20 protein-coding genes are annotated in these 23,068 nt (G+C 55.1%); 3 read left to right on the top strand and 17 right to left on the bottom strand.

The genetic code is table 11. The features are described 5' to 3' along the window. Positions 1 to 44: 44 nt before the first annotated feature. The 17 genes from ftsA to ilvI all read right to left on the bottom strand — a co-directional run bounded on the left by ftsA (position 45) and on the right by ilvI (position 19,508). Positions 45 to 1,301 carry a cell division protein FtsA gene (gene ftsA, locus AC6I77_RS03125; RefSeq protein ID WP_003854739.1) on the bottom strand — a complete coding sequence of 419 codons (1,257 nt, stop codon included), beginning with the start codon at positions 1,299 to 1,301 and terminating at the stop codon, positions 45 to 47. After that, a complete protein-coding gene (ftsQ, locus tag AC6I77_RS03120) occupies positions 1,298 to 2,137 on the bottom strand; it encodes a cell division protein FtsQ (protein ID WP_003854740.1) in 840 nt (279 codons plus the stop codon). The genes ftsA and ftsQ overlap by 4 nt, the downstream gene beginning before the upstream one ends. Before the next feature lies 1 nt (position 2,138). Next, positions 2,139 to 3,059, bottom strand: a complete 921-nt coding sequence (locus AC6I77_RS03115; RefSeq protein ID WP_008925576.1) for a D-alanine--D-alanine ligase — start codon at positions 3,057 to 3,059, stop codon at positions 2,139 to 2,141. After that, positions 3,049 to 4,527, bottom strand: coding sequence for a UDP-N-acetylmuramate--L-alanine ligase (murC, locus tag AC6I77_RS03110; RefSeq protein WP_008925575.1), 1,479 nt, complete (start codon positions 4,525 to 4,527; stop codon positions 3,049 to 3,051). Before murC ends, AC6I77_RS03115 begins: the two co-directional genes overlap by 11 nt. Before the next feature lie 70 nt (positions 4,528 to 4,597). Next, positions 4,598 to 5,656 carry an undecaprenyldiphospho-muramoylpentapeptide beta-N-acetylglucosaminyltransferase gene (gene murG, locus AC6I77_RS03105; RefSeq protein ID WP_003854746.1) on the bottom strand — a complete coding sequence of 353 codons (1,059 nt, stop codon included), beginning with the start codon at positions 5,654 to 5,656 and terminating at the stop codon, positions 4,598 to 4,600. Further along, the gene (gene ftsW, locus AC6I77_RS03100) at positions 5,653 to 6,867 is read right to left on the bottom strand and encodes a cell division protein FtsW (protein WP_003854750.1); all 1,215 of its coding nucleotides are present in this window, start codon (positions 6,865 to 6,867) and stop codon (positions 5,653 to 5,655) included. Before ftsW ends, murG begins: the two co-directional genes overlap by 4 nt. After that, a complete protein-coding gene (gene murD / locus AC6I77_RS03095) occupies positions 6,867 to 8,183 on the bottom strand; it encodes a UDP-N-acetylmuramoyl-L-alanine--D-glutamate ligase (RefSeq protein ID WP_003854752.1) in 1,317 nt (438 codons plus the stop codon). Before murD ends, ftsW begins: the two co-directional genes overlap by 1 nt. A 2-nt stretch (positions 8,184 to 8,185) precedes the next feature. Then, positions 8,186 to 9,268 carry a phospho-N-acetylmuramoyl-pentapeptide-transferase gene (gene mraY / locus AC6I77_RS03090; RefSeq protein WP_013356763.1) on the bottom strand — a complete coding sequence of 361 codons (1,083 nt, stop codon included), beginning with the start codon at positions 9,266 to 9,268 and terminating at the stop codon, positions 8,186 to 8,188. Continuing rightward, positions 9,262 to 10,620, bottom strand: a complete 1,359-nt coding sequence (gene murF, locus AC6I77_RS03085; RefSeq protein WP_283543814.1) for a UDP-N-acetylmuramoyl-tripeptide--D-alanyl-D-alanine ligase — start codon at positions 10,618 to 10,620, stop codon at positions 9,262 to 9,264. The genes mraY and murF overlap by 7 nt, the downstream gene beginning before the upstream one ends. Then, complete coding sequence (gene murE / locus AC6I77_RS03080) at positions 10,617 to 12,104, bottom strand: UDP-N-acetylmuramoyl-L-alanyl-D-glutamate--2,6-diaminopimelate ligase (protein ID WP_105099553.1); 1,488 nt, start codon at positions 12,102 to 12,104, stop codon at positions 10,617 to 10,619. The genes murF and murE overlap by 4 nt, the downstream gene beginning before the upstream one ends. After that, on the bottom strand, positions 12,091 to 13,857 hold the full coding sequence (locus AC6I77_RS03075; protein ID WP_003854762.1) for a peptidoglycan glycosyltransferase FtsI: 1,767 nt from the start codon (positions 13,855 to 13,857) through the stop codon (positions 12,091 to 12,093). The genes murE and AC6I77_RS03075 overlap by 14 nt, the downstream gene beginning before the upstream one ends. A 16-nt stretch (positions 13,858 to 13,873) precedes the next feature. Beyond that, a complete protein-coding gene (ftsL, locus tag AC6I77_RS03070; RefSeq protein ID WP_003854764.1) occupies positions 13,874 to 14,194 on the bottom strand; it encodes a cell division protein FtsL in 321 nt (106 codons plus the stop codon). Beyond that, positions 14,191 to 15,132: a 16S rRNA (cytosine(1402)-N(4))-methyltransferase RsmH gene (gene rsmH, locus AC6I77_RS03065; RefSeq protein WP_497816715.1), complete on the bottom strand. Its 942-nt coding sequence runs from the start codon at positions 15,130 to 15,132 to the stop codon at positions 14,191 to 14,193. The genes ftsL and rsmH overlap by 4 nt, the downstream gene beginning before the upstream one ends. A gap of 2 nt (positions 15,133 to 15,134) precedes the next feature. Further along, positions 15,135 to 15,593: a division/cell wall cluster transcriptional repressor MraZ gene (gene mraZ, locus AC6I77_RS03060; RefSeq protein WP_003854767.1), complete on the bottom strand. Its 459-nt coding sequence runs from the start codon at positions 15,591 to 15,593 to the stop codon at positions 15,135 to 15,137. Positions 15,594 to 16,082: 489 nt separating this feature from the next. Then, complete coding sequence (gene cra, locus AC6I77_RS03055; protein ID WP_003854769.1) at positions 16,083 to 17,093, bottom strand: catabolite repressor/activator; 1,011 nt, start codon at positions 17,091 to 17,093, stop codon at positions 16,083 to 16,085. Between the two features lie 196 nt (positions 17,094 to 17,289). Continuing rightward, positions 17,290 to 17,781 (bottom strand): acetolactate synthase small subunit, encoded by a 492-nt coding sequence (gene ilvN, locus AC6I77_RS03050; RefSeq protein WP_003854770.1) that lies wholly within the window; start codon positions 17,779 to 17,781, stop codon positions 17,290 to 17,292. A 2-nt stretch (positions 17,782 to 17,783) separates the two neighbouring features. Beyond that, the gene (ilvI, locus tag AC6I77_RS03045) at positions 17,784 to 19,508 is read right to left on the bottom strand and encodes an acetolactate synthase 3 large subunit (RefSeq protein WP_008925573.1); all 1,725 of its coding nucleotides are present in this window, start codon (positions 19,506 to 19,508) and stop codon (positions 17,784 to 17,786) included. Positions 19,509 to 20,187: 679 nt separating this feature from the next. Between ilvI and leuL the strand changes: the two genes are divergently transcribed. The 3 genes from leuL (at position 20,188) to leuB (ending at position 23,068) form a co-directional block, all read left to right on the top strand. Continuing rightward, positions 20,188 to 20,322: a leu operon leader peptide gene (gene leuL / locus AC6I77_RS03040; protein WP_193555294.1), complete on the top strand. Its 135-nt coding sequence runs from the start codon at positions 20,188 to 20,190 to the stop codon at positions 20,320 to 20,322. Positions 20,323 to 20,411: 89 nt separating this feature from the next. Beyond that, positions 20,412 to 21,974 (top strand): 2-isopropylmalate synthase, encoded by a 1,563-nt coding sequence (gene leuA, locus AC6I77_RS03035; RefSeq protein WP_003854773.1) that lies wholly within the window; start codon positions 20,412 to 20,414, stop codon positions 21,972 to 21,974. 2 nt (positions 21,975 to 21,976) lie between these two features. Next, on the top strand, positions 21,977 to 23,068 hold the full coding sequence (gene leuB, locus AC6I77_RS03030; protein WP_003854775.1) for a 3-isopropylmalate dehydrogenase: 1,092 nt from the start codon (positions 21,977 to 21,979) through the stop codon (positions 23,066 to 23,068).

Here is a 23,068-nt window from a genome sequence, read left to right as displayed (position 1 = left end):
CTGGAGATCACTAAAGAAAACAGCATGATCCCCTTTCACAAAAATTAAAACTCTTTTTTTAACCAACTGTTAATACGCTTGAACCAGTTACCTACTGAGACCCGTTTTTCGGTCTCTGCATCACCGTTCATGTGCGACTCTTTGCCGTAATGCAACAGTCCCACGGCAGTGGAGTAGTACGATTCCTGCGCATAGTCAGTCAGGCCGGTAATATTCAGCGGCTGTCCGATACGCACCTGCGTATGGAATACGCGTTGCGCACAGGCCGCCAGTCCTTCAATTTGCGCTGCACCACCGGTCAGGACAATGCCTGCGGCTAAGTGATGCTTTACGCCCTGCTGACGCAGTTGTTCCTGTAACTGCAGAATCTCGTCATTAACCAGATTCAAAAGTTCGGTATAACGCGGCTCAATCACTTCCGCCAGCGTCTGACGTTGCAGGCTACGTGGTGGACGTCCGCCCACGCTCGGTACCTCAACGTTCTCATCTTTGCCGACAATCGAGCCCAGCGCGCAACCATGACGCACTTTAATCGCTTCAGCATCCGTTGGCGGTGTGCCAAACGCATAGGCGATATCGCTGGTGACAACGTTGCCTGCATACGGAATAACCTTAGTGTGCCGTAAAGCGCCGCCGGTATATACGGCTATGTCCATTGTACCGCCACCAATATCGACAACACACACGCCCAGCTCACGTTCGTCTTCAGTCAAAACGGCAAAACTGGAGGCGAGACCGGCAAAAATCAGCTGATCTACTTTCAGTCCGCAACGCTCAACGGCTTTAACGATGTTCTTCGCCATGTCGTTGTGGCAGGTGATCAGGTGCACTTTCGCCTGCATACGCACGCCAGAAAGCCCAACCGGATTCTTGATCCCTTCCTGATAGTCGATCGCGTATTCCTGAGGAATAACGTGCAGGATGCGATGCTCGTCGCGCACTCTCACCGATTTAGCGGTATGTACGACATTCTCTACATCATCCTGAGTCACTTCCTCTTCTGAAATCGGAACCATCCCGATTTCGTTCTGACAACTGATATGTTTGCCCGATAAAGCAAGGTAGACGGAGGAGATCTGGCAATCCGCCATCAGCTCAGCCTGATCGATGGCGCGCTGAACGCATTTCACCACCGACTCAAGATCGTTTACGCCACCTTTATCCATACCACGGGAAGGACAGCTGCCCACCCCAATAATGTTGACCATACCATCGGGCAGAATTTCCCCAACCAGGGCGGCAACTTTCGCAGTGCCGATTTCGAGTCCAACTACCAGTTTTCTGTCCGTTGCCTTGATCATTGTTGTTTAGCCTGTGCCTGGTTCTGTTGCTGATTACTGTCCTGTGGCTCCATCACGACCGGTGTCCAGCCAACAGAAGCGCCCGAGTCATATCGCAAATCCACGTAGCTGATACGTTTGCTCTCGTTCTGACCTTGCTGTTGCAGTACCGGGTAGAGCTCAATAAAGCGATTCAGTCGTTTCATGGTGTCGCTGCGTCCCAGTTCGATGCGTACATCATCACTGGTGACCAGCTGCCATGAACGACGGGCCGTCATTGACGCCACCTTCAGAGTAAACTTCCGGGCTTTTAGCACATCATCCATGCTGTGATAGCCTGCCAGGACCTCTTTTTCACTCCCTTCTGGCCCATACAGCATCGGCAGTGTCTCTTTGCCGACATGACTGGCGGGTACGCTGAAGGCGTTACCTTCTGCATCCACCATATGCAAATCGTTCCAGCGCGCCACCGGCGTATACTCCACCAGGTGGATCTTCAGTTCGTCCGGCCACTGCTTACGCACACTGACCTGCTTAATCCACGGCAACCGCTCAATCTGCTGCTGCAGAATGTCCACATTCTGTGACATAAACGTGCCGGGCGGACCCAGCGACAAAATCGCCTGTCGAATATCGTCGTGCGTGGTGTAATGCGTCTGTCCTGTCACCACCAGTTTTGACAACGGCAGCCGGGACGCATCGTTCATCCACTTCAGCACCACCAGCCCGCCGGCAACCATAATCCCGATAACGATCAGCAGGAAAAAAATGCCGAACAGTCGGGCACCGTTACTGCGCCCGGTGCGAATACGCTCCTGCGGTTCACGGTTTCGAACTCTCATCGCCGCCTGTGACATATCAGTCGGCCAGCTCCAGAATATGAGCAACCAGCTGCGGGAAGCTCATGCCCGCCTGTTTCGCTGCCATAGGGACCAGGCTGTGGCTGGTCATGCCCGGCGAGGTATTGGCTTCCAGTAACTGAAAGCGCCCTTCCCCGTCGGTCATCACATCAACCCGTCCCCAGCCACGACAGCCCAGCGCACGCCAGGCCGCCAGCACCAGCTGCTGCAATTCAGCTTCACGTTCAGCACTTAACTCGGCCGGACAGACGTACTGAGTATCGTCAGAAATGTATTTAGCTTCATAGTCATAGAACTCGCTGGCGCTCTTTATTTCTATTGAGGGCAGGATACGATCGCCCACAATCGCGACGGTATACTCCGCGCCGCTGAGAAACGCCTCGACCAGTACGTCATTGTCGTACTTAAACGCCATCTCCAGTGCCGCTGGCAGCGCGTGCAGATCGTTAACACGGCTGATGCCCACGCTGGAGCCTTCACAGGCTGGCTTCACAAACAGTGGCAGGCCAAGCGCTGCAATCGCCGCGTTGCTCTCCTCATCCAGCCCGCCCTCAAACTGCTGACGCGTCAGCCAGACAAATTTTCCTGATGGTAAACCACGACCCTGCCACAGCAGTTTGGTGCGCAACTTATCCATCGTCACCGCCGATGCCATCACGCCGCTGCCGGTGTAAGGCAGTTGCAGGAATTCCAGCACCGCCTGCATCGTGCCATCTTCACCGCCGCGACCATGTAGCGCGATAAAGGCTTTGGTGAACCCCTGCTCTTTCAGCGTCAGCACGGAGACATGGCGGGTATCGATGCCATGTGCATTGATACCCATTTCCCGCAATCCGGCAATCACGGCCTGACCCGAGTTGAGCGAAACCTCGCGCTCTGCCGACGTGCCACCCATTAATACTGCAACTTTATCCGCCATGACGATCCTCCGCTTTGCGTTCCGGCTGGAGCTTCGTGTCCGCCAGCTTGCGGGCAACCTTGCCGACGTTCCCGGCACCCTGTACCAGAATCAGGTCATTGCCTGACAGCAGCGGTGCAAGCATCTCCGGCAGTGCGTCATGTTCCGGCACCAGAATCGGATCGACCTTGCCCCGGTTACGAATGGCACGGCAGAGCGAACGACTGTCAGCGCCTGGAATCGCGGTCTCACCAGCGGAGTACACATCCAGCATCAGCAACACATCGACATGCGACAGTACGTTGGCGAAATCATCAAACAGATCGCGGGTACGGCTATAACGGTGCGGCTGAAACACCATCACCAGCTTTTTATCTGGCCAGCCTGCGCGCGCGGCTTTAATCGTCGCGTCAACTTCGGTTGGGTGATGACCGTAATCATCCACCAGCATCGCGGTGCCCGGTTGTCCATTGACCGGCTCGGTCGGGAATTCACCCAGCAGATCAAAGCGACGACCTGTGCCCTGGAAGCTCTCCAGTGCGGCCAGAATCGCATTGTCTTCGATGCCTTCTTCACTGGCGACGGCGACAGCGGCGGCTGCGTTCAGGGCATTGTGGCGGCCCGGCGCGTTCAGCGTAATCTGCAGCGGCGCTTTATCCTGACGAATCAGAGTGAAATGCCCCTGCGCACCACTCTGCTCGTAGTTTTCAATGCGCAGATCCGCATCGTCACTGAAACCGTACGTGGTGATATGACGGCCCACGCGAGGAAGCAGGTCACGAATAACTGCATCATCCACGCACATCACCGCACGACCGTAAAACGGCAGGTTGTGCAGGAAGTTAATAAAGGTCTGCTTCAGGTTCTCAAAATCGCCCTGATAGGTGTCCATATGGTCAGCTTCAATGTTGGTCACAATCGCCACCATCGGCTGCAGATGCAGAAACGACGCATCGCTCTCATCCGCTTCAGCAATCAGATACCGGCTGTTACCCAGACGGGCATGGGTTCCAGCTGCTTTAACCAGTCCGCCGTTAACGAAGGTCGGATCGAGACCCGCTTCCGCATAAATGCTCGACACCATCGCCGTCGTCGTCGTTTTGCCATGGGTCCCTGCAACGGCAATGCCGTGACGGAAACGCATCAGTTCAGCCAGCATCTCCGCGCGACGGATCACCGGAATGCGCTGTTCACGTGCCGCTACCAGTTCAGGGTTATCCTGCGAAACGGCGCTGGAGACCACGACCACGCTGGCATCGGTCACGTTTTCAGGGCGATGGTTAAAATAAATAGTGGCACCCAGCGCAATCAGATTCTGCGTCACCGGGTTAGGGGCCAGATCTGAACCGCTGATATGGTAGCCTTCATTTGCTAACACTTCGGCAATACCGCCCATGCCAGCACCGCCGATGCCGACAAAGTGGATGTGCCGGACGCGACGCATCTCGGGCACGATAGAACGCAGTTTTGCCAATTGTTGTGTATTCATCGCTCTCTGTTACCTGCTATTTCAGTTTGTACCCAGTCCGGGTACAGGTCAGACGCGCTGACCGGAATGATTACTTTGCGGCGCGAGCCACTTCCTGAGCGACTCGTTCAGTCGCATCGGGGATAGCCACCTGACGGGCCTGTTCAGCCATCGTCAGCAGTGTTGCACGATCCCAGTGGCGTAGCAGATCCGCTACAGCCTCCGCAGTAAATTGCGGCTGCTCAAAAATTCTGGCGGCGCCCGCTTTTTCCAGCGGCAGCGCGTTCCAGTACTGCTGGCGATCTTTGTGCTGAAACGGCACAAAAATGGCCGGTAAACCAGCGGCAGCAACTTCGCTCACGGTTAACGCACCGGAGCGGCATACCACCACATCAGCCCAGGCATAGGCAGCAGCCATATCATCAATAAATTCGGTCACTTTATGCTGCGTCTGACCGACCTGCTGATACGCTTTCTCTGTTTCAGGCAACGCCCCTTTACCGGTCTGATGCCACAGGGTGATCTCATCACCCACCAGCGCCGCAATCTGCGGTAGCGTCTGGTTCAGTATCCGTGCGCCCTGACTTCCACCAATCACCAGCACCCGAATCGGGCCATGACGGTCTGCCAGACGTTGCGCAGGTAAAGGCAGTGCCAGAACGTCAGTGCGAACCGGATTTCCTACCACGTCGGCGGCAGGAAACGCGCCCGGAAACGCCTGCAAAACTTTGGTGGCGATTTTCGCCAGCCATTTATTGGTCAGACCGGCAATACCGTTCTGCTCATGCAGCACAACCGGAATACCGCAGCTCCAGGCCGCTAAGCCGCCCGGACCGGAAACGTAGCCGCCCATGCCCAGCACGACATCCGGCTTCCACGCTTTCATGATGCGACGCGCCTGACGCCATGCATTGAAGATGCGCAGCGGTGCCAGCAGCAACGCTTTCATGCCCTTACCGCGTAGTCCGCTGATGCGGATAAAGTCGATTTCGATGCCGTGCTTCGGCACCAGATCGGCTTCCATACGGTCGGCGGTGCCTAACCAGCGAACCTGCCAGCCCTGTTCCATCAGGTGATGGGCGACAGCCAGACCGGGAAAGACATGTCCGCCGGTTCCGCCTGCCATCACCATCAATCGCTTACCGCTCATCGACCACCTCGGGTAAACGCCTGCGCTTTCGCCAGGCGCGTTTCATAATCTATGCGTAATAAAAAAACGATGGCGGTCGACATAATGATCAGACTCGACCCACCGTAACTGATCAGCGGTAAGGTCAGACCTTTGGTCGGTAACATACCCGCGGCAGCCCCGACGTTAACCAGCGCCTGGAAGCTGAACCAGACACCAATCGAACAGGCTAAAAAGCCGGAAAAACGCTGATCCAGTTCCAGAGCACGACGGCCAATCGACATCGCACGAAAAGCGACGAAGAATACCATTAAAAGTGCCAATACCACACCGACGTAGCCGAGTTCTTCCCCGATGATGGCGAAAATAAAGTCGGTATGGGCTTCCGGCAGATATTCCAGCTTTTGCACAGAGTTACCGAGCCCCTGCCCCCAGAATTCACCGCGACCAAATGCCATCAGCGACTGAGTCAGCTGGTAGCCGCTACCAAAGGGATCTTCCCACGGATTCCAGAACGACGTCACACGGCGCATACGGTAGGGTTCTGCAATGATCAGCAGAATTACCGCAAAAATGCCGGAGCCGATAATTGCCATGAACTGCCACAGCTTGGCACCTGCCAGGAACAGCATCGCCAGCGTAGTCACAAACAACACAACCACCGTACCGAGGTCCGGCTGTGCCAGCAGTAACACGGCCAGCACGACCATCACGCCCATCGGCTTACAGAAGCCCCAAAAGTTGTTACGCACCTCTTCCACTTTGCGCACCAGATAACTGGCGAGATAACAGAACAGAGAGAGCTTCGACAACTCAGCCGGCTGGATACGCAGTGGACCCAGTGCAATCCAGCGCGATGCACCGTTTACCGAGCTACCAACTACCAGAACAATCAGCAGCATCGCCACCGTGACCATCAGCATCACGTTGCTGTAGCGCTGCCAGAAATCCATCGGCACCCGCAACGTGACCAGTGCCATACCTAATGCCAGCACGATGTAGAAAGCATCACGCTTGGCGAAGTAAAAGAGATCGTCATTCAGACGCTGACCCACCGGCATTGATGCCGACGTCACCATCACAAAACCAATCACCGCCAGGCCCAGCGTGAGCCATAGCAGTGTGCGGTCATAGAGCACCAGTGAAGAGTCATCACTTTCACGTGCGCCCATGACCCAATCTTTCAGGCGTCCTGAGAAATATCCCGCCAGTCCGGCACCAGGAATACGCATCAGCTCAACTCCTTCGCCAGTTGCGCGAACTGCTCACCGCGCTGCTCAAAGTTACGGAACTGGTCAAGGCTGGCGCAGGCCGGCGACAGCAGAACCATATCGCCTGCGTTAACCTGCGGCGCGATCTGCTCCATCGCCTGCCGCATGGTTTCTGTGCGCACGGCGATATCAGGACGCAGCGCGGCCAGCGCATCACCGTCGCGGCCAAAGCAGTAAAGACGCACGTTGTCGCCCTGCAGCCAGGGGATCAGCGGCGTAAAATCGGCTGACTTACCATCACCGCCCATCAGCAGCCACAGCGTTCCCTGAACCTGCAGGCCATTGAGCGCCGCTTCGGTGCTGCCGACATTGGTCGCTTTGGAGTCATTGATCCAGCGCACGCCCTGATGTTCATGGACCAGCTGGAAACGATGCGCCAGACCGTTAAAGTGCGTTAAGGCCGCCAGGCTTGAAGCGCGTGGCAGACCGACCGCATCGGCCAGCGCCAGTGCCGCCAGCGCGTTGGTATAGTTGTGCTGTCCCACCATCTTCATTTCAGCGGTGTTCAGGACTTTCTCGCCCTTCACCCGCAGCCAGATGCTGCCTTGCTGCTTATTCAGGTGATAGTCACCAAAATCGACACCAAAGCTGACACAGCGGGTATCTGCGCCGCGGACCGGCATTGTCAGTGCGTCATCGGCGTTAACGATGCAGATCTGTGCATTCTCATAAACCCGCAGCTTGGCGGCGCGATACTGCTGCATACCCAGCGGATAGCGATCCATATGATCTTCACTGACGTTGAGCACGGTTGCCGCAGCCGCTTTCAGACTGTATGTGGTCTCAAGCTGGAAGCTGGAAAGTTCCAGTACATAAAGTTGCGCGGGTGATTGCAGCAGACTCAGCGCGGGCAGACCGATATTGCCGCCAACGCCCACCTGCCAGCCCGCGGCTTTCGCCATCTCACCCACCAGCGTTGTAACAGTGCTTTTGCCGTTGGAACCGGTGATCGCCACGATAGGTGCCTGCGCCTCGCGGCAGAACAGCTCAATATCACCGACGATTTCGATTCCGGCTTCGACGGCTTCGCTAAGAATCGGATGCGCCAGCGCGACGCCAGGGCTGGCAACAATCAGATCGGCCGCCAGCAGCCAGTCACCGTTGATGCCGCCCAGGTGACGTTCAACCTGCCCGGGCAATTTATCCAGCCCCGGCGGCGAGACACGGGTGTCCATCACGCGGGGCGTTACGCCCTGCGCTAAAAAGAAATCAACACAGGAGAGCCCGGTAAGGCCCAGCCCGATAATGACAACTTTTCTACCCCGATAGTCAGCCATGATTAACGCACCTTCAGCGTGGCCAGGCCAATCAGCACCAGCATTAGCGAAATAATCCAGAAGCGCACAATGACGCGCGGTTCCGGCCAGCCCTTGAGTTCATAGTGGTGATGGATCGGCGCCATGCGGAAAATACGCTGGCCGCGCAACTTAAACGATCCCACCTGCAGGATTACCGACAGCGTTTCAACCACAAACACGCCACCCATAATCACCAGTAAAAATTCCTGACGCAGCAACACGGCGATGGTTCCCAGCGCGCCGCCCAGCGCCAGTGAGCCGACATCACCCATAAAGACCTGAGCCGGATAGGTGTTGAACCACAGGAAGCCCAGCCCTGCCCCGACGATGGCGGTACAGACAATCACCAGCTCACCGGCGTGACGCAGATAAGGAATATGAAGATATTCAGCAAACTTCACGTTACCGGTGGCCCAGGCAACCAGCGCAAAGCCTGCGGCGACAAAGACGGTGGGCATGATCGCCAGACCATCGAGACCATCGGTCAGATTGACCGCGTTACCCGTTCCGACAATCACAAAGTAGGCCAGCAGCACATAAAACAGGCCTAACTGTGGCATGATGTCTTTGAAAAAGGGCACCACAAGCTGGGTCGCCGGGGTATCTTTACCTGCTGCATAAAGCCCAAACGCGACACCCAGAGAAATCACCGACATCCAGAAATATTTCCAGCGGGCAATCAGGCCCTTAGTATCTTTGCGCACCACTTTGCGGTAGTCATCGACAAAGCCGATGATGCCAAAGCCGACCAGCACGAACAGCACGCACCAGACATAGGGATTCGACGGATATGCCCACATCAGCACCGAAATGGTGATGGAGGTCAGAATCATAATCCCGCCCATTGTGGGCGTTCCGCGCTTACTGAAATGCGATTCCGGGCCATCGTTACGGACAACCTGACCAATCTGTAATTTCTGCAGCCACGCAATCAGACGCGGCCCCATCCAGAGAGAGATAAAGAGTGCTGTCAGCAGGCTGACAATGGCGCGAAACGTCAGATAGGAAAAGACGTTGAAGCCCGAATAAAAAGCGACCAGATGCTCGGCCAGCCAAACTAACATGTTCCTTTCTCCTTTAAGCTCTGTACTACCTGCTCCATGGCGGCACTACGCGAGCCTTTTATCAGGACGGTAATTTCTGAGTGTTCGGACAACAATTGACGCAAACGTTCAGTCAGCGCTGTCTTATCGCTGAAATGTTCGCCAGCTTTGCTGTTTTCACTAATAAAATGGCTGAATTTTCCGCAGCTCAGTACGCGATCAATACCTGCATCACGTGCCGCATCCCCGATTTCGCGGTGGCATTTTTCGGTCTCATCACCCAGTTCCGCCATATCGCCGGCGACCAGCACCCGGTAGCCCGGCATCTCTGACAGGACCTGGACGGCGGCGGTCATCGATCCGACGTTCGCGTTATAACTGTCATCCAGCAGCAGCTGATGCGCAGAGAGGCGCACCGGGAACAGGCGACCTGGCACCGACTGCAGGTTTTTCAGCCCCTGCTGAACGGCGCTAAGCGGGGCATCCACTGACAGGGCCAGAGCCGCCGCAGCCAGTGCGTTGGCGATGTTATGCCGACCCGGCAACGGCAGCACAATCTCAGCCTCACCACGCGGTGTCTTCATCACAAAATGGGTGCCGTCCTGGGCAATGCGGATATCACGGGCAGAGAAATCACACGCTGCCGCCTGCGGCGAGAAGCGCCACACGGTTTTGTCCTGCAGCGTGGTCTGCCAGTTTGGCCAGTCGTTGCTTTCCTCATTGAGAATCGCAATGCCATTCGCCGGTAAGCCCTGAAAAATCTCGCCCTTGGCTTTAGCGACACCCGCCAGCGAACCAAAGCCTTCCAGATGGGCCGCTGCCAGGTTATTCACCAGCGCGCTTTCCGGTTTAACCAGGTCGGTGGTGTAGGCGATTTCGCCCTGATGATTAGCGCCAAGCTCAATTACCGCATACTGATGCTCTGCGGTCAGACGCAGCAGCGTCATCGGCACGCCATAATCGTTGTTGAGATTGCCTGCGGTGTAGAGCGTCTCACCGCACTCACGCAGAATCGCTGCCGTCATCTCTTTAACCGACGTTTTGCCGGACGAGCCGGTCAGCGCCACGACGCGGGCAGTGGACTGCTGACGAACCCAGGCACTCAGTCGGCCAAAAGCAAGTCGGGTATCTTCCACGACGACCTGAGGCACAGAGACAGGTAAATGCTTACTGACCAGTAACGCCTGTGCGCCACGGGCAATGGCCTCTTCAGCGAAGTCATGGGCATCAAAACGTTCGCCCACCAGCGCGACAAACAGACTGCCTGCTGTCACTTTGCGGGTATCCGTCGTTACGTCATTCAGGGTTAAATCACTGCCGTGCAGCGTTCCGACGGTGATCTCCGCAAGCGTTTTTAATGAAACCGGAATCATGCTGCGCCTCCCAGCAGTGCCGCAACCGTGGCACGATCGGAGTAGTCGAGACGGCGATTGCCGATGATCTGATAATCTTCGTGGCCTTTACCGGCCACCAGTACGATATCGTCAGGCTGAGCCTGCATGATGGTGTTAGTGACGGCCTGCGCGCGGCCAGACACCACCCGTGCACGGCCCGGATCCAGCAAACCGGTCAGAATATCGTTAACAATCGCCTGCGGATCTTCGCTGCGCGGATTGTCGTCGGTAATCACCACCACATCCGCATATTGCTCAGCAATCGCGCCCATTAATGGTCGTTTGCCTTTGTCACGATCGCCACCGCAGCCAAACAGACACCACAGTTTGCCTTTGCAGTGCAGGCGGGCTGCTTCCAGCGCTTTTTCCAGCGCATCCGGCGTATGGGCATAATCCACCACGACCGTCGGTTTTCCTGCGGCGCTGAACACTTCCATACGCCCGTTGACCGGCTGCAACTGCGGTGCAACGTTGATCAGCGTCGCCAGCGGATAATCCAGTGACAGCAGCGTCGCCAGCGCCAGCATCAGATTGCTGACGTTGAACGCGCCCATTAATGGACTGTTGATTTCTCCGTTGCCCCAGCTGGAGCTGAAACGGATGTGTGCGCCGTTATCGTGGTACTCCACCGCATCGGCTTTCAGCCAGCGGCCATGGCAGCCAGGCTGGAGGTTATTCTCCATGGTGACTGCCACCGCATCCGGTAAGCGCGCCAGCCAGCGACGACCGACTTCATCATCGGCGTTAAGAATCGCCTGCCCGACCTGATGCTCAGAAAACAGCAGCCATTTGGCTGACTCGTAGCTCTGCATATCACCGTGATAATCGAGGTGATCGCGGCTGAGATTGGTAAAGACCGCTGCGGCAAACGGCAGCGCCGCGACGCGATGCTGAACCAGTCCGTGTGACGAGACTTCCATTGCGGTCAGGGTCGCCCCTTTTTCCGCCAGATCGTTCAGCAGATGCTGAACATCAACTGCTGAGCCGGTGGTATTTTCTGCCGCGGACAAGTGACCCACCAACCCATTCCCGACGGTGCCCATGACCGCGCTGGTTTCACCCAGCAGCGTTGCCCACTGCGCCAGCAACTGGGTCGTGGTGGTTTTACCATTTGTACCTGTAACGCCAATCAGCGTCTGTTTCTCACCCGGCTGCTGATAAAAACGGCCTGCTAAGGCTGAAAGACGCTGAGGCAATTGGGCCAGATAGATAACCGGTACGCCGTGCATTTCACGGATTTCGCCGTCGGCGGCTTCGCCTTCAGCTTCGGCCACCACGGCGGCGACGCCCTGAGCAATCGCCTGCGGGATAAAGCGGCGTCCATCGACCTGATGGCCTGCAACAGCGACAAACAGATCGCCAGAAGCCGCAATGCGGCTATCCAGTGTCATGTCGCGCAGTGGGCGCGCCGGCGCGCCTGGCACCCAGGGGCCGAGTAAGTCGCGCAGGTTACGATCTGTCACTTGTTTCCTCACTTCTGTTAGTCACCAACTCATTCTTGTCATTGGTCGGTAACGCGTCCGGCTCGATGTTCATGGTGCGCAGTACGCCGCCCATGATGGCACCAAACACCGGGGCAGAAACCGCACCACCGTAATACTTGCCGGCCTGGGGATCGTTGATCACCACCACCAGCGCGAATCGGGGATGACTGGCAGGCGCAACGCCTGCGGTATAGGCAATGTATTTGTTGACGTAGCGACCATCGGGCCCGACTTTTTTCGCTGTACCGGTTTTTATCGCAATCCGATAACCTTTGATGGCCGCTTTGACCCCACCGCCACCAGGCAGCGCCACGCTTTCCATCATATGCATCACGGTTTTCACCAGTGACTCATCGAAAACGCGTTGTCCCGCGACGGGCGGATCCACTTTGGTAATCGACAGCGGGCGATTAATGCCATAGCTGCCAATTGTTGCGTAGACTCGCGCTAACTGTAACGGCGTTACCATTAGCCCGTAGCCGAAAGAGAAGGTGGCCCTCTCTATGTCAGACCACCGTTGTTTTTTAGGGTATAAGCCACTGCTTTCCCCGACCAGCCCCAAATTGGTCGGTTTGCCCAGTCCAAAGCGCGCATAAGTTTCTACAAGCGCTGAGGAAGGCATCGCTAACGCCAGACGTGAAACACCGACGTTACTCGATTTCTGTAAAACCCCTGTCAGGGTCAATTCGTTGTAGCGCGCCACATCCTTGATCTCATGACCATTGACGCGATATGGCACGGTATTCAGGACACTGTTCTCTCTGACCACGCCGCGTTGCAGCGCCGCCATGACCACCATCGGCTTCACGGTCGAGCCAGGTTCGAAAATGTCGGTGATGGCGCGGTTACGCATCAGATCTTTCGGCGTGTTGCCAAGATTATTCGGGTTGTAAGCCGGGCTGTTGGCCATCGCCAGTACTTCGCCGGTATTCACATCCACCAGTACTGCCGTGCCCGATTCCGCTTTGTTAAAGGCCACGGCGTTATTCAGTTCACGGTAGACCAGCGCCTGTAAGCGCTCATCGATGCTGAGAGTCAGGTTATGCGCGGCCCGGCTGTCCACAGAGGAGATATCTTCGATGACGCGACCGTAGCGATCTTTACGCACCGTCCGCTCGCCCGGCGCACCGGTCAGCCATTTATCAAAACTCTTCTCAATGCCTTCAATGCCCTGCCCGTCGATGTTGGTAAAGCCAATCAGATGAGAGGTAACCTGCCCGGCAGGATAGTAACGGCGCGACTCTTCGCGCAGATGAATACCGGGAAGTTTGAGTTTTTTGACGTAGTCGCCGATGGCCGGATTGACCTGACGCGCCAGATAGACAAAGCGGCCTTTAGGATTGGCATTCACGCGCGCGGCCAACTGATCAAGGGGGATAGAGAGCGCATCAGAGAGTGCCTTCCAGCGGCTGTCCAGCGTGACGCCGCCACCGGCATGCAGCTCTTTTGGATCCGCCCAGATGGCATTAACCGGGACACTCACTGCCAGCGGTCGTCCGGCACGATCGCTGATCATCCCGCGCGAGGTTGGCACCGCCTGAACGCGCAGCGAGCGCAGATCGCCCTCTTTGACCAGCTTGCCAGGATTGATCACCTGGAGCCAGGCAACACGTGACAGCAATCCACCCAGCGCCAGTAAAATACAGCCGCACAGCAACGCAAAACGCCAGCTTACAAAGCTGGCTTTATCTTCCGGTTTCTTCAATTTCAGCGTTCTGCCTGTGCCGCTCATTCGCTAACTTAAGTCCTTATTTCTGCACCACGATATTTTCTTGTGAAGGATCAACGTGCTGCAGCTGCAGCTTCTCGGTGGCGATGCGTTCAACACGGCTGTGATCGCCCAGCGCATTCTCTTCCAGAATCAGGTTGCGCCACTCGATATCCAGCGCGTCACGCTCCAGCACCAGCTGTTCACGCTGTGCCGTTAACAGTCGTGTTTTATGCGTGGTGGTGACCACCAGCACGGCAGAAACCACGACAGCGATAAGCAACAGCACCGGAATCTTGCCCTTTCGCAGCAGATCCCCGCCGATAACGGCAGGCAGACTGTGACGCTCGTTACCGATCATGCGTCGGTTTTCTCCGCGATACGTAAAACCGAGCTGCGCGCACGTGGGTTCTCAGAGACTTCAGCGTCACCCGGCGACATTTTGCCGAGCAACTTCAGTTCACGGCCACCCAGGGCTCGCAGCTGATGTTCAGTCATCGGTATTCCGGCCGGCACCTGTGGTCCACGACTCTGATCGCGCATAAAGCGCTTAACCAGCCGATCTTCCAGTGAATGGAAGCTGATCACAGAGAGACGGCCCTGCGGTGCGAGTACCTGAACCGCGCCTTTCAGTGCGATATCGATCTCTTCCAGTTCACTGTTAATCCAGATGCGAATGGCCTGGAAGCTGCGTGTAGCCGGATGTTTAAACTTATCTTTCACTGGCATAGCGACGGAGATGACTTCAGCCAGTTCACGGGTGCGGGTCATCGGCTGCTCGCGATTGCGCTCGACAATGGCCCGGGCAATACGTTTAGCGAATCGCTCTTCACCGTAAGTCTTCAGGACGAAAGCGATATCTGCCTCTTCCGCGTGCAGCAACCATTCTGCGGCTGAGTGACCACGCGACGGGTCCATTCGCATGTCCAGCGGTCCGTCACGCATAAAGGAGAAGCCGCGTTCAGCGTCATCCAGTTGCGGCGATGAAACCCCCAGGTCCAGCAAAATCCCGTCAATTTTTCCGACCAGATCCCGTTCAGAAACATACTCTGCCAGCGCAGAAAAAGGGCCATGAATAATTGAAAAACGCGGGTCGGTAATCTCAGCAGCAGCGGCGATAGCTTGCGGATCACGATCGATGGCGATCAGTTTTCCCTTCTCTCCCAGTTGCGAAAGAATCAGGCGTGAGTGGCCACCACGACCAAATGTGCCGTCGATGTAAATACCGTCTTCCCTGATATTGAGGCCGTTAACCGCCTCATCCAACAGCACGGTGGTATGTTTGAAATTTTCCTGCATAGCTATAGCGACAAGTCCTGCAACCGCTCAGATAAAGGTTCCTGAGCCGACTGTTCTGCGTCAATATCGTCCCTGACTTGTTGATACCAGGTCTGTTCATCCCACAGCTCAAACTTATTGAACTGTCCAACCAGCATCACTTCTTTGGTTAATTTTGCGTGCTGCCGAAGCGTATTCGCCAGCAGCAGGCGGCCTGCATTGTCCATCTGACATTCACTGGCATGTCCCAGCAGCAAACGCTGCACGCGGCGCTCAAGTGGATTCATACTGGAAAGGCGTGCCAGCTTTTTTTCAATGATTTCCCATTCGGGCAGGGTGTAAAGCAACAGGCATGGCTGGTGGAGGTCGATGGTACAGACCATCTGCCCCTGAGACTCCCCAATCAGCAATTCGCGATATCGCGTGGGTACGGCGAGCCGCCCTTTGCTGTCGAGATTGACTAACGTTGCTCCGCGGAACATGCCAGTCTCTTCTCCTCATCACCCATTTACGCCACTTTATCCCACTTTTTACCACGAAACGAGTTTAAGGATCCCATGAAATCCTTGTCAAGCCGGAGCGGCAGTTGAATATCACTCTTTACAAGGCGCAAAATTAAAGTCTGGCGACGATATAATCGAATAAAAGGAGAAACTAAAAATTAAGCCAATGAATAACTGAATAAAAAAAATGGCTCGGGGAAAAAAGACTAAAAATGAAACAATGTAAAGGGTTAAATATTTATCCTGATTTCTGAGACAGCGGCGGCATTTTAGGGGATTTCTGAATGGAAGCCCAGCGGCTTCAGGGCAGACGGGAAAGAAGGTTTGTTGAAGTTGTAAGCAAATAATAGGTATCGGGCTTTCTGCTTTGTTAGATTTGATGAGCAGAATTTACCCTTTTTTACGTCGACCTGTTTATTTAATCAGTAAATCGCGAAATAAAAGGGGCAGTATAATACTGCCCGTTACTCATTTAACTCTTCGGCTTAATTGTCCGCGCCGGTATAAATTACGCCGGATACGGGTTAAGCCTGGTTTTGGTTTTCGGGGTTCGTCCAGTGAGGCTAAAACTAATTCCAGCACGCGCTCTGCCACGTCACGATGACGCTGACCAACGGCCAGGACCGGACACTCAAGAAAGTCCAGTAATTCGTGGTCGCCAAAGGTGGCAATCGCCAGCTCCGTCGGCAGGCGGCCGTTTCGTTTCAGCGTCACATCCATCACACCCTGCAGCAGCCCAAAAGAGGTGGTGAAAAGCGCCTCTGGCATCGGATGATCTTCAAGGTATTTCTCAAACAGTGCAGCAGCAGCAGTGCGTTCGAAGCTGTTGCAGTAGATATAATCAATCGGACGGGGATCGTCTTTCCAGGCATCGCGGAAACCCATTTCGCGCAGGAAGCTCACTGACAGTTCGGGTAACGCACCGAGGAACAGCACATTTTTAACGTCGAGCTGACGCAGTTCAGCAGCCAGTGTCTGGGCATCGTCCTGATCGGCCCCGACGACACTGGTAAAATGTTCACGATCCAGCGCACGGTCCAGCGCAATTATTGGCAGAGAATCGTTGATCCAGCGCTGATAAAAGGGATGCTCTGGCGGTAATGAGGTGGAAACGATAATTGCATCGACCTGGCGCTGCAGCAGATGTTCAATGCAGCGCATCTCGTTTTCAGGCTGATCTTCAGAACAGGCGATCAGAAGCTGATAGCCGCGCTGACGTGCCTGTCGCTCAAGATAGTTTGCAATACGCGTATAACTGGTATTTTCCAGATCAGGGATCACTAACCCAATGGATCGCGTACGCCCGGCGCGCAGCCCCGCAGCCACCGCATTAGGGTGATAATTATGTTCACGTACCACTGCCATGACTTTTTCAACGGTCTTGTCGCTGACACGATACTGCCGCGCTTTGCCGTTGATCACATAACTGGCCGTGGTGCGCGACACGCCTGCCAAACGCGCAATTTCATCCAGTTTCACAATAACCCCACCATCAAATCCGCTTTTACGGCAGAAATAGCCGCAGTTAAGCTATGGATAACTCATGTCTATCATCTAACAGCAGAAAAGTGCGCGGAGCAACCGCTTTTCTGAATGTAATCCGCCTGGCGCATAAAAAATAAAAAAACCCGGCATTTCGCCGGGTTAGGTGAGGATTGATGATGACGCAGCGTGATTAACGCATGATGCGATCGCCGCGTGAAACGCCGACGATACCGGAGCGCGCCACTTCAACAATTTCAGCGACATCGCGGACGGTGCTCAGGAAGGCGTCCAGTTTGTCGCTGGTGCCTGCCAGCTGAACCGTGTACAGCGTCGGCGTTACATCGATGATCTGACCACGGAAGATCTCGGCGTTACGCTTCACCTCTTCGCGACCATAACCACTGGCCTGAATCTTCACCAGCATGATTTCGCGCTCAACATAGGCGCCCTGCCCCAGCTCGGTGACGCGCAGGACATCCACCAGCTTGTGCAGTTGCTTTTCAATCTGCTCCAGTACCTTCTGATCGCCCACCGTCTGAATGGTCATCCGCGACAGTGTGGGATCGTCGGTTGGCGCCACGGTCAGGCTTTCAATGTTATAGCCGCGCTGTGAGAACAGGCCGACGACACGGGATAATGCGCCGGATTCGTTCTCCAGCAGAACTGATAAAATACGACGCATAATTATGTCCTCTCCGTTTTGCTCAACCACATCTCATCCATGCTGCCACCGCGAATCTGCATTGGGTAGACATGTTCGCTACCGTCAACGGTGACATCCACAAAGACCAGACGCCCCTTCGCCAGGGTTTCCAGCGCCAGCGTCAGCTTCTCTTCCAGCTCAGCCGGATGCTCAATCGCGATCCCGACGTGACCGTAGGCTTCCGCCAGACGCACGAAGTCAGGCAGCGATTCCATATAAGACTGGGAGTGGCGACCCGAGTAGATCATATCCTGCCACTGTTTCACCATGCCCAGCACCCGGTTATTCAGGTTCAGTACCAGCACCGGCAGATCGTACTGCAATGCTGTTGAAAGCTCCTGAATATTCATCTGGATACTGCCATCGCCCGTTACGCAGATGACGGTCTCTTCCGGCAGCGCCATTTTCACACCCAGCGCCGCGGGCAGGCCAAAGCCCATGGTGCCCAGACCGCCAGAGTTGATCCAGCGGCGCGGTTTATCGAAAGGATAATAGAGCGCAGCAAACATCTGGTGCTGACCTACATCTGACGTGACATAGGCATCGCCTTTGGTCAGCCGGCTGATGGTTTCAATCACGGCCTGCGGCTTAATTTTGTCGCTGGTGCGATCAAATTCCAGACAGTGACGACTGCGCCAGCCTTCAATCTCCTGCCACCAGTCGTGCAGGCTTTCAGCACGTGATGGCGTGTCGCTTTGCGTCAGTAACTCCAGCATCTGCTGCAGCACCTGTTTTGCATCGCCGACAATCGGGATATCCGCCGACACCGTTTTGGAAATAGAGGTCGGGTCGATATCGATGTGCATCACCGTGGCATTGGGGCAATATTTCGCCAGATTGTTGGTGGTGCGATCATCAAAGCGAACACCGATCCCAAAAATCAGGTCGGTGTTGTGCATCGTCATATTAGCTTCATAGGTGCCGTGCATACCCAGCATGCCGACACACTGACGATGGGTGCCAGGAAACGCGCCCAGGCCCATCAGCGAGGTCGTCACCGGAATATTCAGGCTTTCTGCCAGCTGTAACAGCTCCGCTTCACAGCCTGCGGTAATGGCACCGCCACCCGCATAGATCACCGGCTTCTTCGCCGCCAGCAATGTTGTCAGCGCGCGCTTAATCTGCCCTTTATGACCCTGAATAGTGGGATTGTAAGAGCGCATGCTCACTGACTCCGGCCAGTGATAAGGCAATTTGTTCGCCGGGTTCAGGATATCTTTTGGCAGGTCAATCACCACGGGTCCCGGACGGCCGCTGGAGGCCAGCCAGAATGCCTTTTTCAGCACGCTTGGGATCTCTTCGGTGTTTTTCACCAGGAAGCTGTGCTTCACCACCGGACGAGAGATGCCGACCATGTCGCATTCCTGAAAGGCGTCATAGCCAATTAGCGACGACGGAACCTGACCCGACAGAATCACCAGCGGAATCGAGTCCATATAGGCGGTGGCGATACCGGTAATCGCATTGGTTGCACCAGGTCCGGAGGTGACCAGCACCACGCCGACTTCACCCGTCGCGCGCGCCAGGCCATCAGCCATATGCACCGCACCCTGCTCATGGCGCACCAGAATGTGATCGATACCTCCGACGGTTTGCAGCGCATCATAGATATCTAAGACTGCGCCACCCGGATAACCGAATACCTGCTTCACGCCCTGATCGATTAACGAACGGACGACCATTTCGGCTCCTGACAACATCTCCATCTTCTGCCTCCAGGCTTGCGGACCCGGCTCTGTGAATGCGCCCGTTTATGCGTATCACGTTGCCCCGGTGCCTGCTTTGCCAATCAAAATCTTATGTTTATGCACGACAGCGGAAACGTCAGCCGCTGTCCGGTTACAGAGAAATCTGTTGCGTTTATTTTTCTGAGAGTAGGTCGATTACCATAACCGCAGTTACACGGGCAGGCAAACCGCAAACCCGCGTAAATTAAAAGGCAGGGACGTAAAGCCTCTGGCCGATAAGAATTGGCTACGCGGATTAAACTAATTACGCGGCAGAACCGCAGAGGAAAATGCTGGGTATGAAATTATTTTCAGCGTGATCTAAGAAATAACGAAAACTTATTACCGGCTGCAATAGCCCACTATCGTCTGACATTTTTCTTTTCTGGCGTAATTAACCAGGAAATCACTAAAGCACATTGGATTATGCTAACCAGCAGGTGATAAATGCTGTGTTCCCGCATAACACCATGCAAACAAAATACTTATAATTCAATTAAATAGAATTTAAATCGCGCCCCAGCGCCCCGCATTCCCGCGCTGATTGCGTCCACAGTGAGGGTCGCGCTGTTCATTACGCTGCCTGACCGATAAATAACAGAATATCTTCCTCTGGCGCCCAGGAGAATACCCCTGCATTGAAGGTTGACATCCCTGAATGATTCCAGTACCAATATGTACAGCACAACATTTTATAAGGTTTGAATCCATGTTTCGTTCTGTTCGCCTTCTCGGTCTACTACTAAACGCACTCAGCTTGCGCGGTAGACTTGTGGGCGGAATCAAACACTGATTCAAACCTGCTGAAAGTTAAAAACCCGCGCCTGTCGCGGGTTTTTTTATGCTCGTTGCCAGGCCAGAAAAAGCATAAGGATGAATACGATGAGCCAGCAAGTCATTATTTTCGATACCACTCTGCGCGACGGTGAGCAGGCATTACAGGCCAGCCTGAGTGTGAAAGAAAAATTGCAGATTGCGTTAGCGCTGGAGCGCATGGGCGTGGATGTGATGGAAGTCGGTTTCCCGGTCTCCTCACCGGGCGACTTTGAGTCTGTTCAGACCATTGCGCGCACCATCAAAAACAGCCGCGTCTGTGGACTGGCGCGCTGTGTAGAAAAAGATATCGACGCAGCTTATGAGTCACTGCGTGTTGCCGAAGCCTTCCGTATTCATACCTTCATCGCCACTTCCCCAATGCACATCGCAACCAAACTGCGCAGCACGCTGCCAGAAGTGATTGAGCGTGCGGTACATATGGTGAAGCGTGCGCGTAACTACACCAGTGACGTTGAGTTCTCCTGTGAAGATGGCGGCCGTACCCCGATTGATGACCTGTGCCGTATGGTGGAAGCCACGATTAACGCCGGTGCGACCACCATCAACATCCCGGATACCGTTGGTTACACCCTGCCAGGCGAATATGCGCACATTATCAGTGAACTGATGAACCGCGTTCCTAACATCGATAAAGCGATTATCTCTGTGCATACCCACGATGACCTGGGTATGGCATCCGGTAATGCCCTGGCTGCTGTCCAGGCAGGCGCGCGTCAGGTTGAAGGCACGATGAATGGTCTGGGTGAACGTGCCGGTAACTGTGCGCTGGAAGAGGTGATCATGGCGATTAAAACCCGCCAGCAGATCATGAACGTACACACCAATATCAATCATCAGGAAATTTACCGTACCAGCCAGATGGTCAGCCAGATCTGCAACATGCCGATCCCAGCGAATAAAGCCGTGGTCGGCTCCAATGCTTTCGCCCACTCTTCCGGTATTCATCAGGATGGCGTGCTGAAGAATCGCGAGAACTACGAAATCCTGACGCCGGAATCGATCGGCTTACATAAAATTCAGCTCAATCTGACTTCTCGTTCCGGCCGTGCGGCGGTAAAACATCGTATGGAAGAGATGGGTTATGCCGAGCAGGATTACAATCTGGATACGCTGTATGACGCTTTCCTGAAACTGGCCGACAAAAAAGGTCAGGTCTTTGATTACGACCTGGAAGCGCTGGCCTTCATCAACAAACAGAATGAAGAGCCGGAGCATTTCCAGCTGCACGAATTTAACGTCCAGACCGGTTCCAGCATGACTGCCACCGCCTCGGTTAATCTGGGTTGCGGCGATGTTGCTAAATCTGATGCGGCTACCGGTAACGGCCCGGTTGACGCGGTTTACCAGGCGATTAACCGCATTACCCAGTTTGACGCTGAGTTGGTTAACTACAAACTGACCGCTAAAGGCCACGGCGAGAATGCGCTGGGCCAGGTCGATATCGTCGTAAGCTACAACGGCCGCAAATTCCACGGAATTGGTCTGGCGACCGATATTGTGGAGTCCTCCGCTAAAGCGATGGTCAACGCCCTGAACAATATCTGGCGTGCCCGTCAGGTTGAACAAGAATTGCAGCGCAAATTTAAAGACCAGAAGGAAACCGTATAACCATGTCCAGTTCATCTCATATCGCAGTTTTACCCGGTGATGGTATCGGCCCGGAAGTGATGGCGCAGGCGATGAAGGTGCTTGATGCCATTCGTCAGCGCTTTGATATGCAGATCACTACTCAGGAATATGCGGTCGGCGGCATCGCTATCGATCAGCATGGAGAGCCTCTGCCACCGGCAACGGTTGCAGGCTGCGAGCAGGCCGACGCGATCCTGTTTGGTTCCGTTGGCGGTCCGAAGTGGGAGCACTTACCGCCCGCATCACAGCCGGAGCGCGGTGCGCTACTGCCGCTGCGCAAACATTTTAAGCTGTTCAGTAACCTGCGTCCGGCTGCGCTCTACAGCGGTCTGGAAGCATTTTGCCCGTTGCGCGCCGACATCGCGGCTAAAGGCTTCGACATTCTGTGCGTGCGTGAACTGACTGGCGGCATCTATTTTGGCCAGCCGAAAGGACGCGAAGGCAGCGGCCCGGAAGAGCGTGCTTTTGATACCGAGGTCTATCACCGTTTCGAAATCGAGCGCATTGCCCGTATCGCGTTTGAATCGGCGCGCAAACGTCGCAACAAAGTCACCTCGGTTGATAAAGCTAACGTGCTGCAGACCTCGGTGATGTGGCGCGAAATCGTCAACGAAGTGGCTAAAGAGTACCCGGACGTGCAACTGAGCCACATCTACATCGACAACGCGACCATGCAGTTGATCAAAGACCCGTCGCAGTTTGACGTGCTGCTCTGCTCCAACCTGTTTGGTGACATTCTGTCTGATGAGTGCGCCATGATCACCGGCTCGATGGGTATGCTGCCGTCAGCCAGCCTGAATGAAGCGGGCTTTGGCCTGTTCGAACCGGCGGGGGGATCAGCGCCGGATATCGCCGGACAGAATATTGCCAACCCGGTCGCCCAGATTCTGTCGCTGTCATTGCTGCTGCGTTACAGCCTGAATGCCGATGCGGCAGCCGACAGTATCGAACGCGCCATCAGTCGTGCACTGGAACAGGGCTACCGCACCAAAGATTTAGCCGGTGATGGCCCAGCGGTCAGCACAGATGAGATGGGCAGCATCATTGCCCGCTTTATCGCCGAGGAAAAATAA

The organism is Pantoea sp. X-Soil-ISGK-259, assembly GCF_059730705.1.
This window is presented reverse-complemented; position numbering and strand designations above follow the sequence as displayed.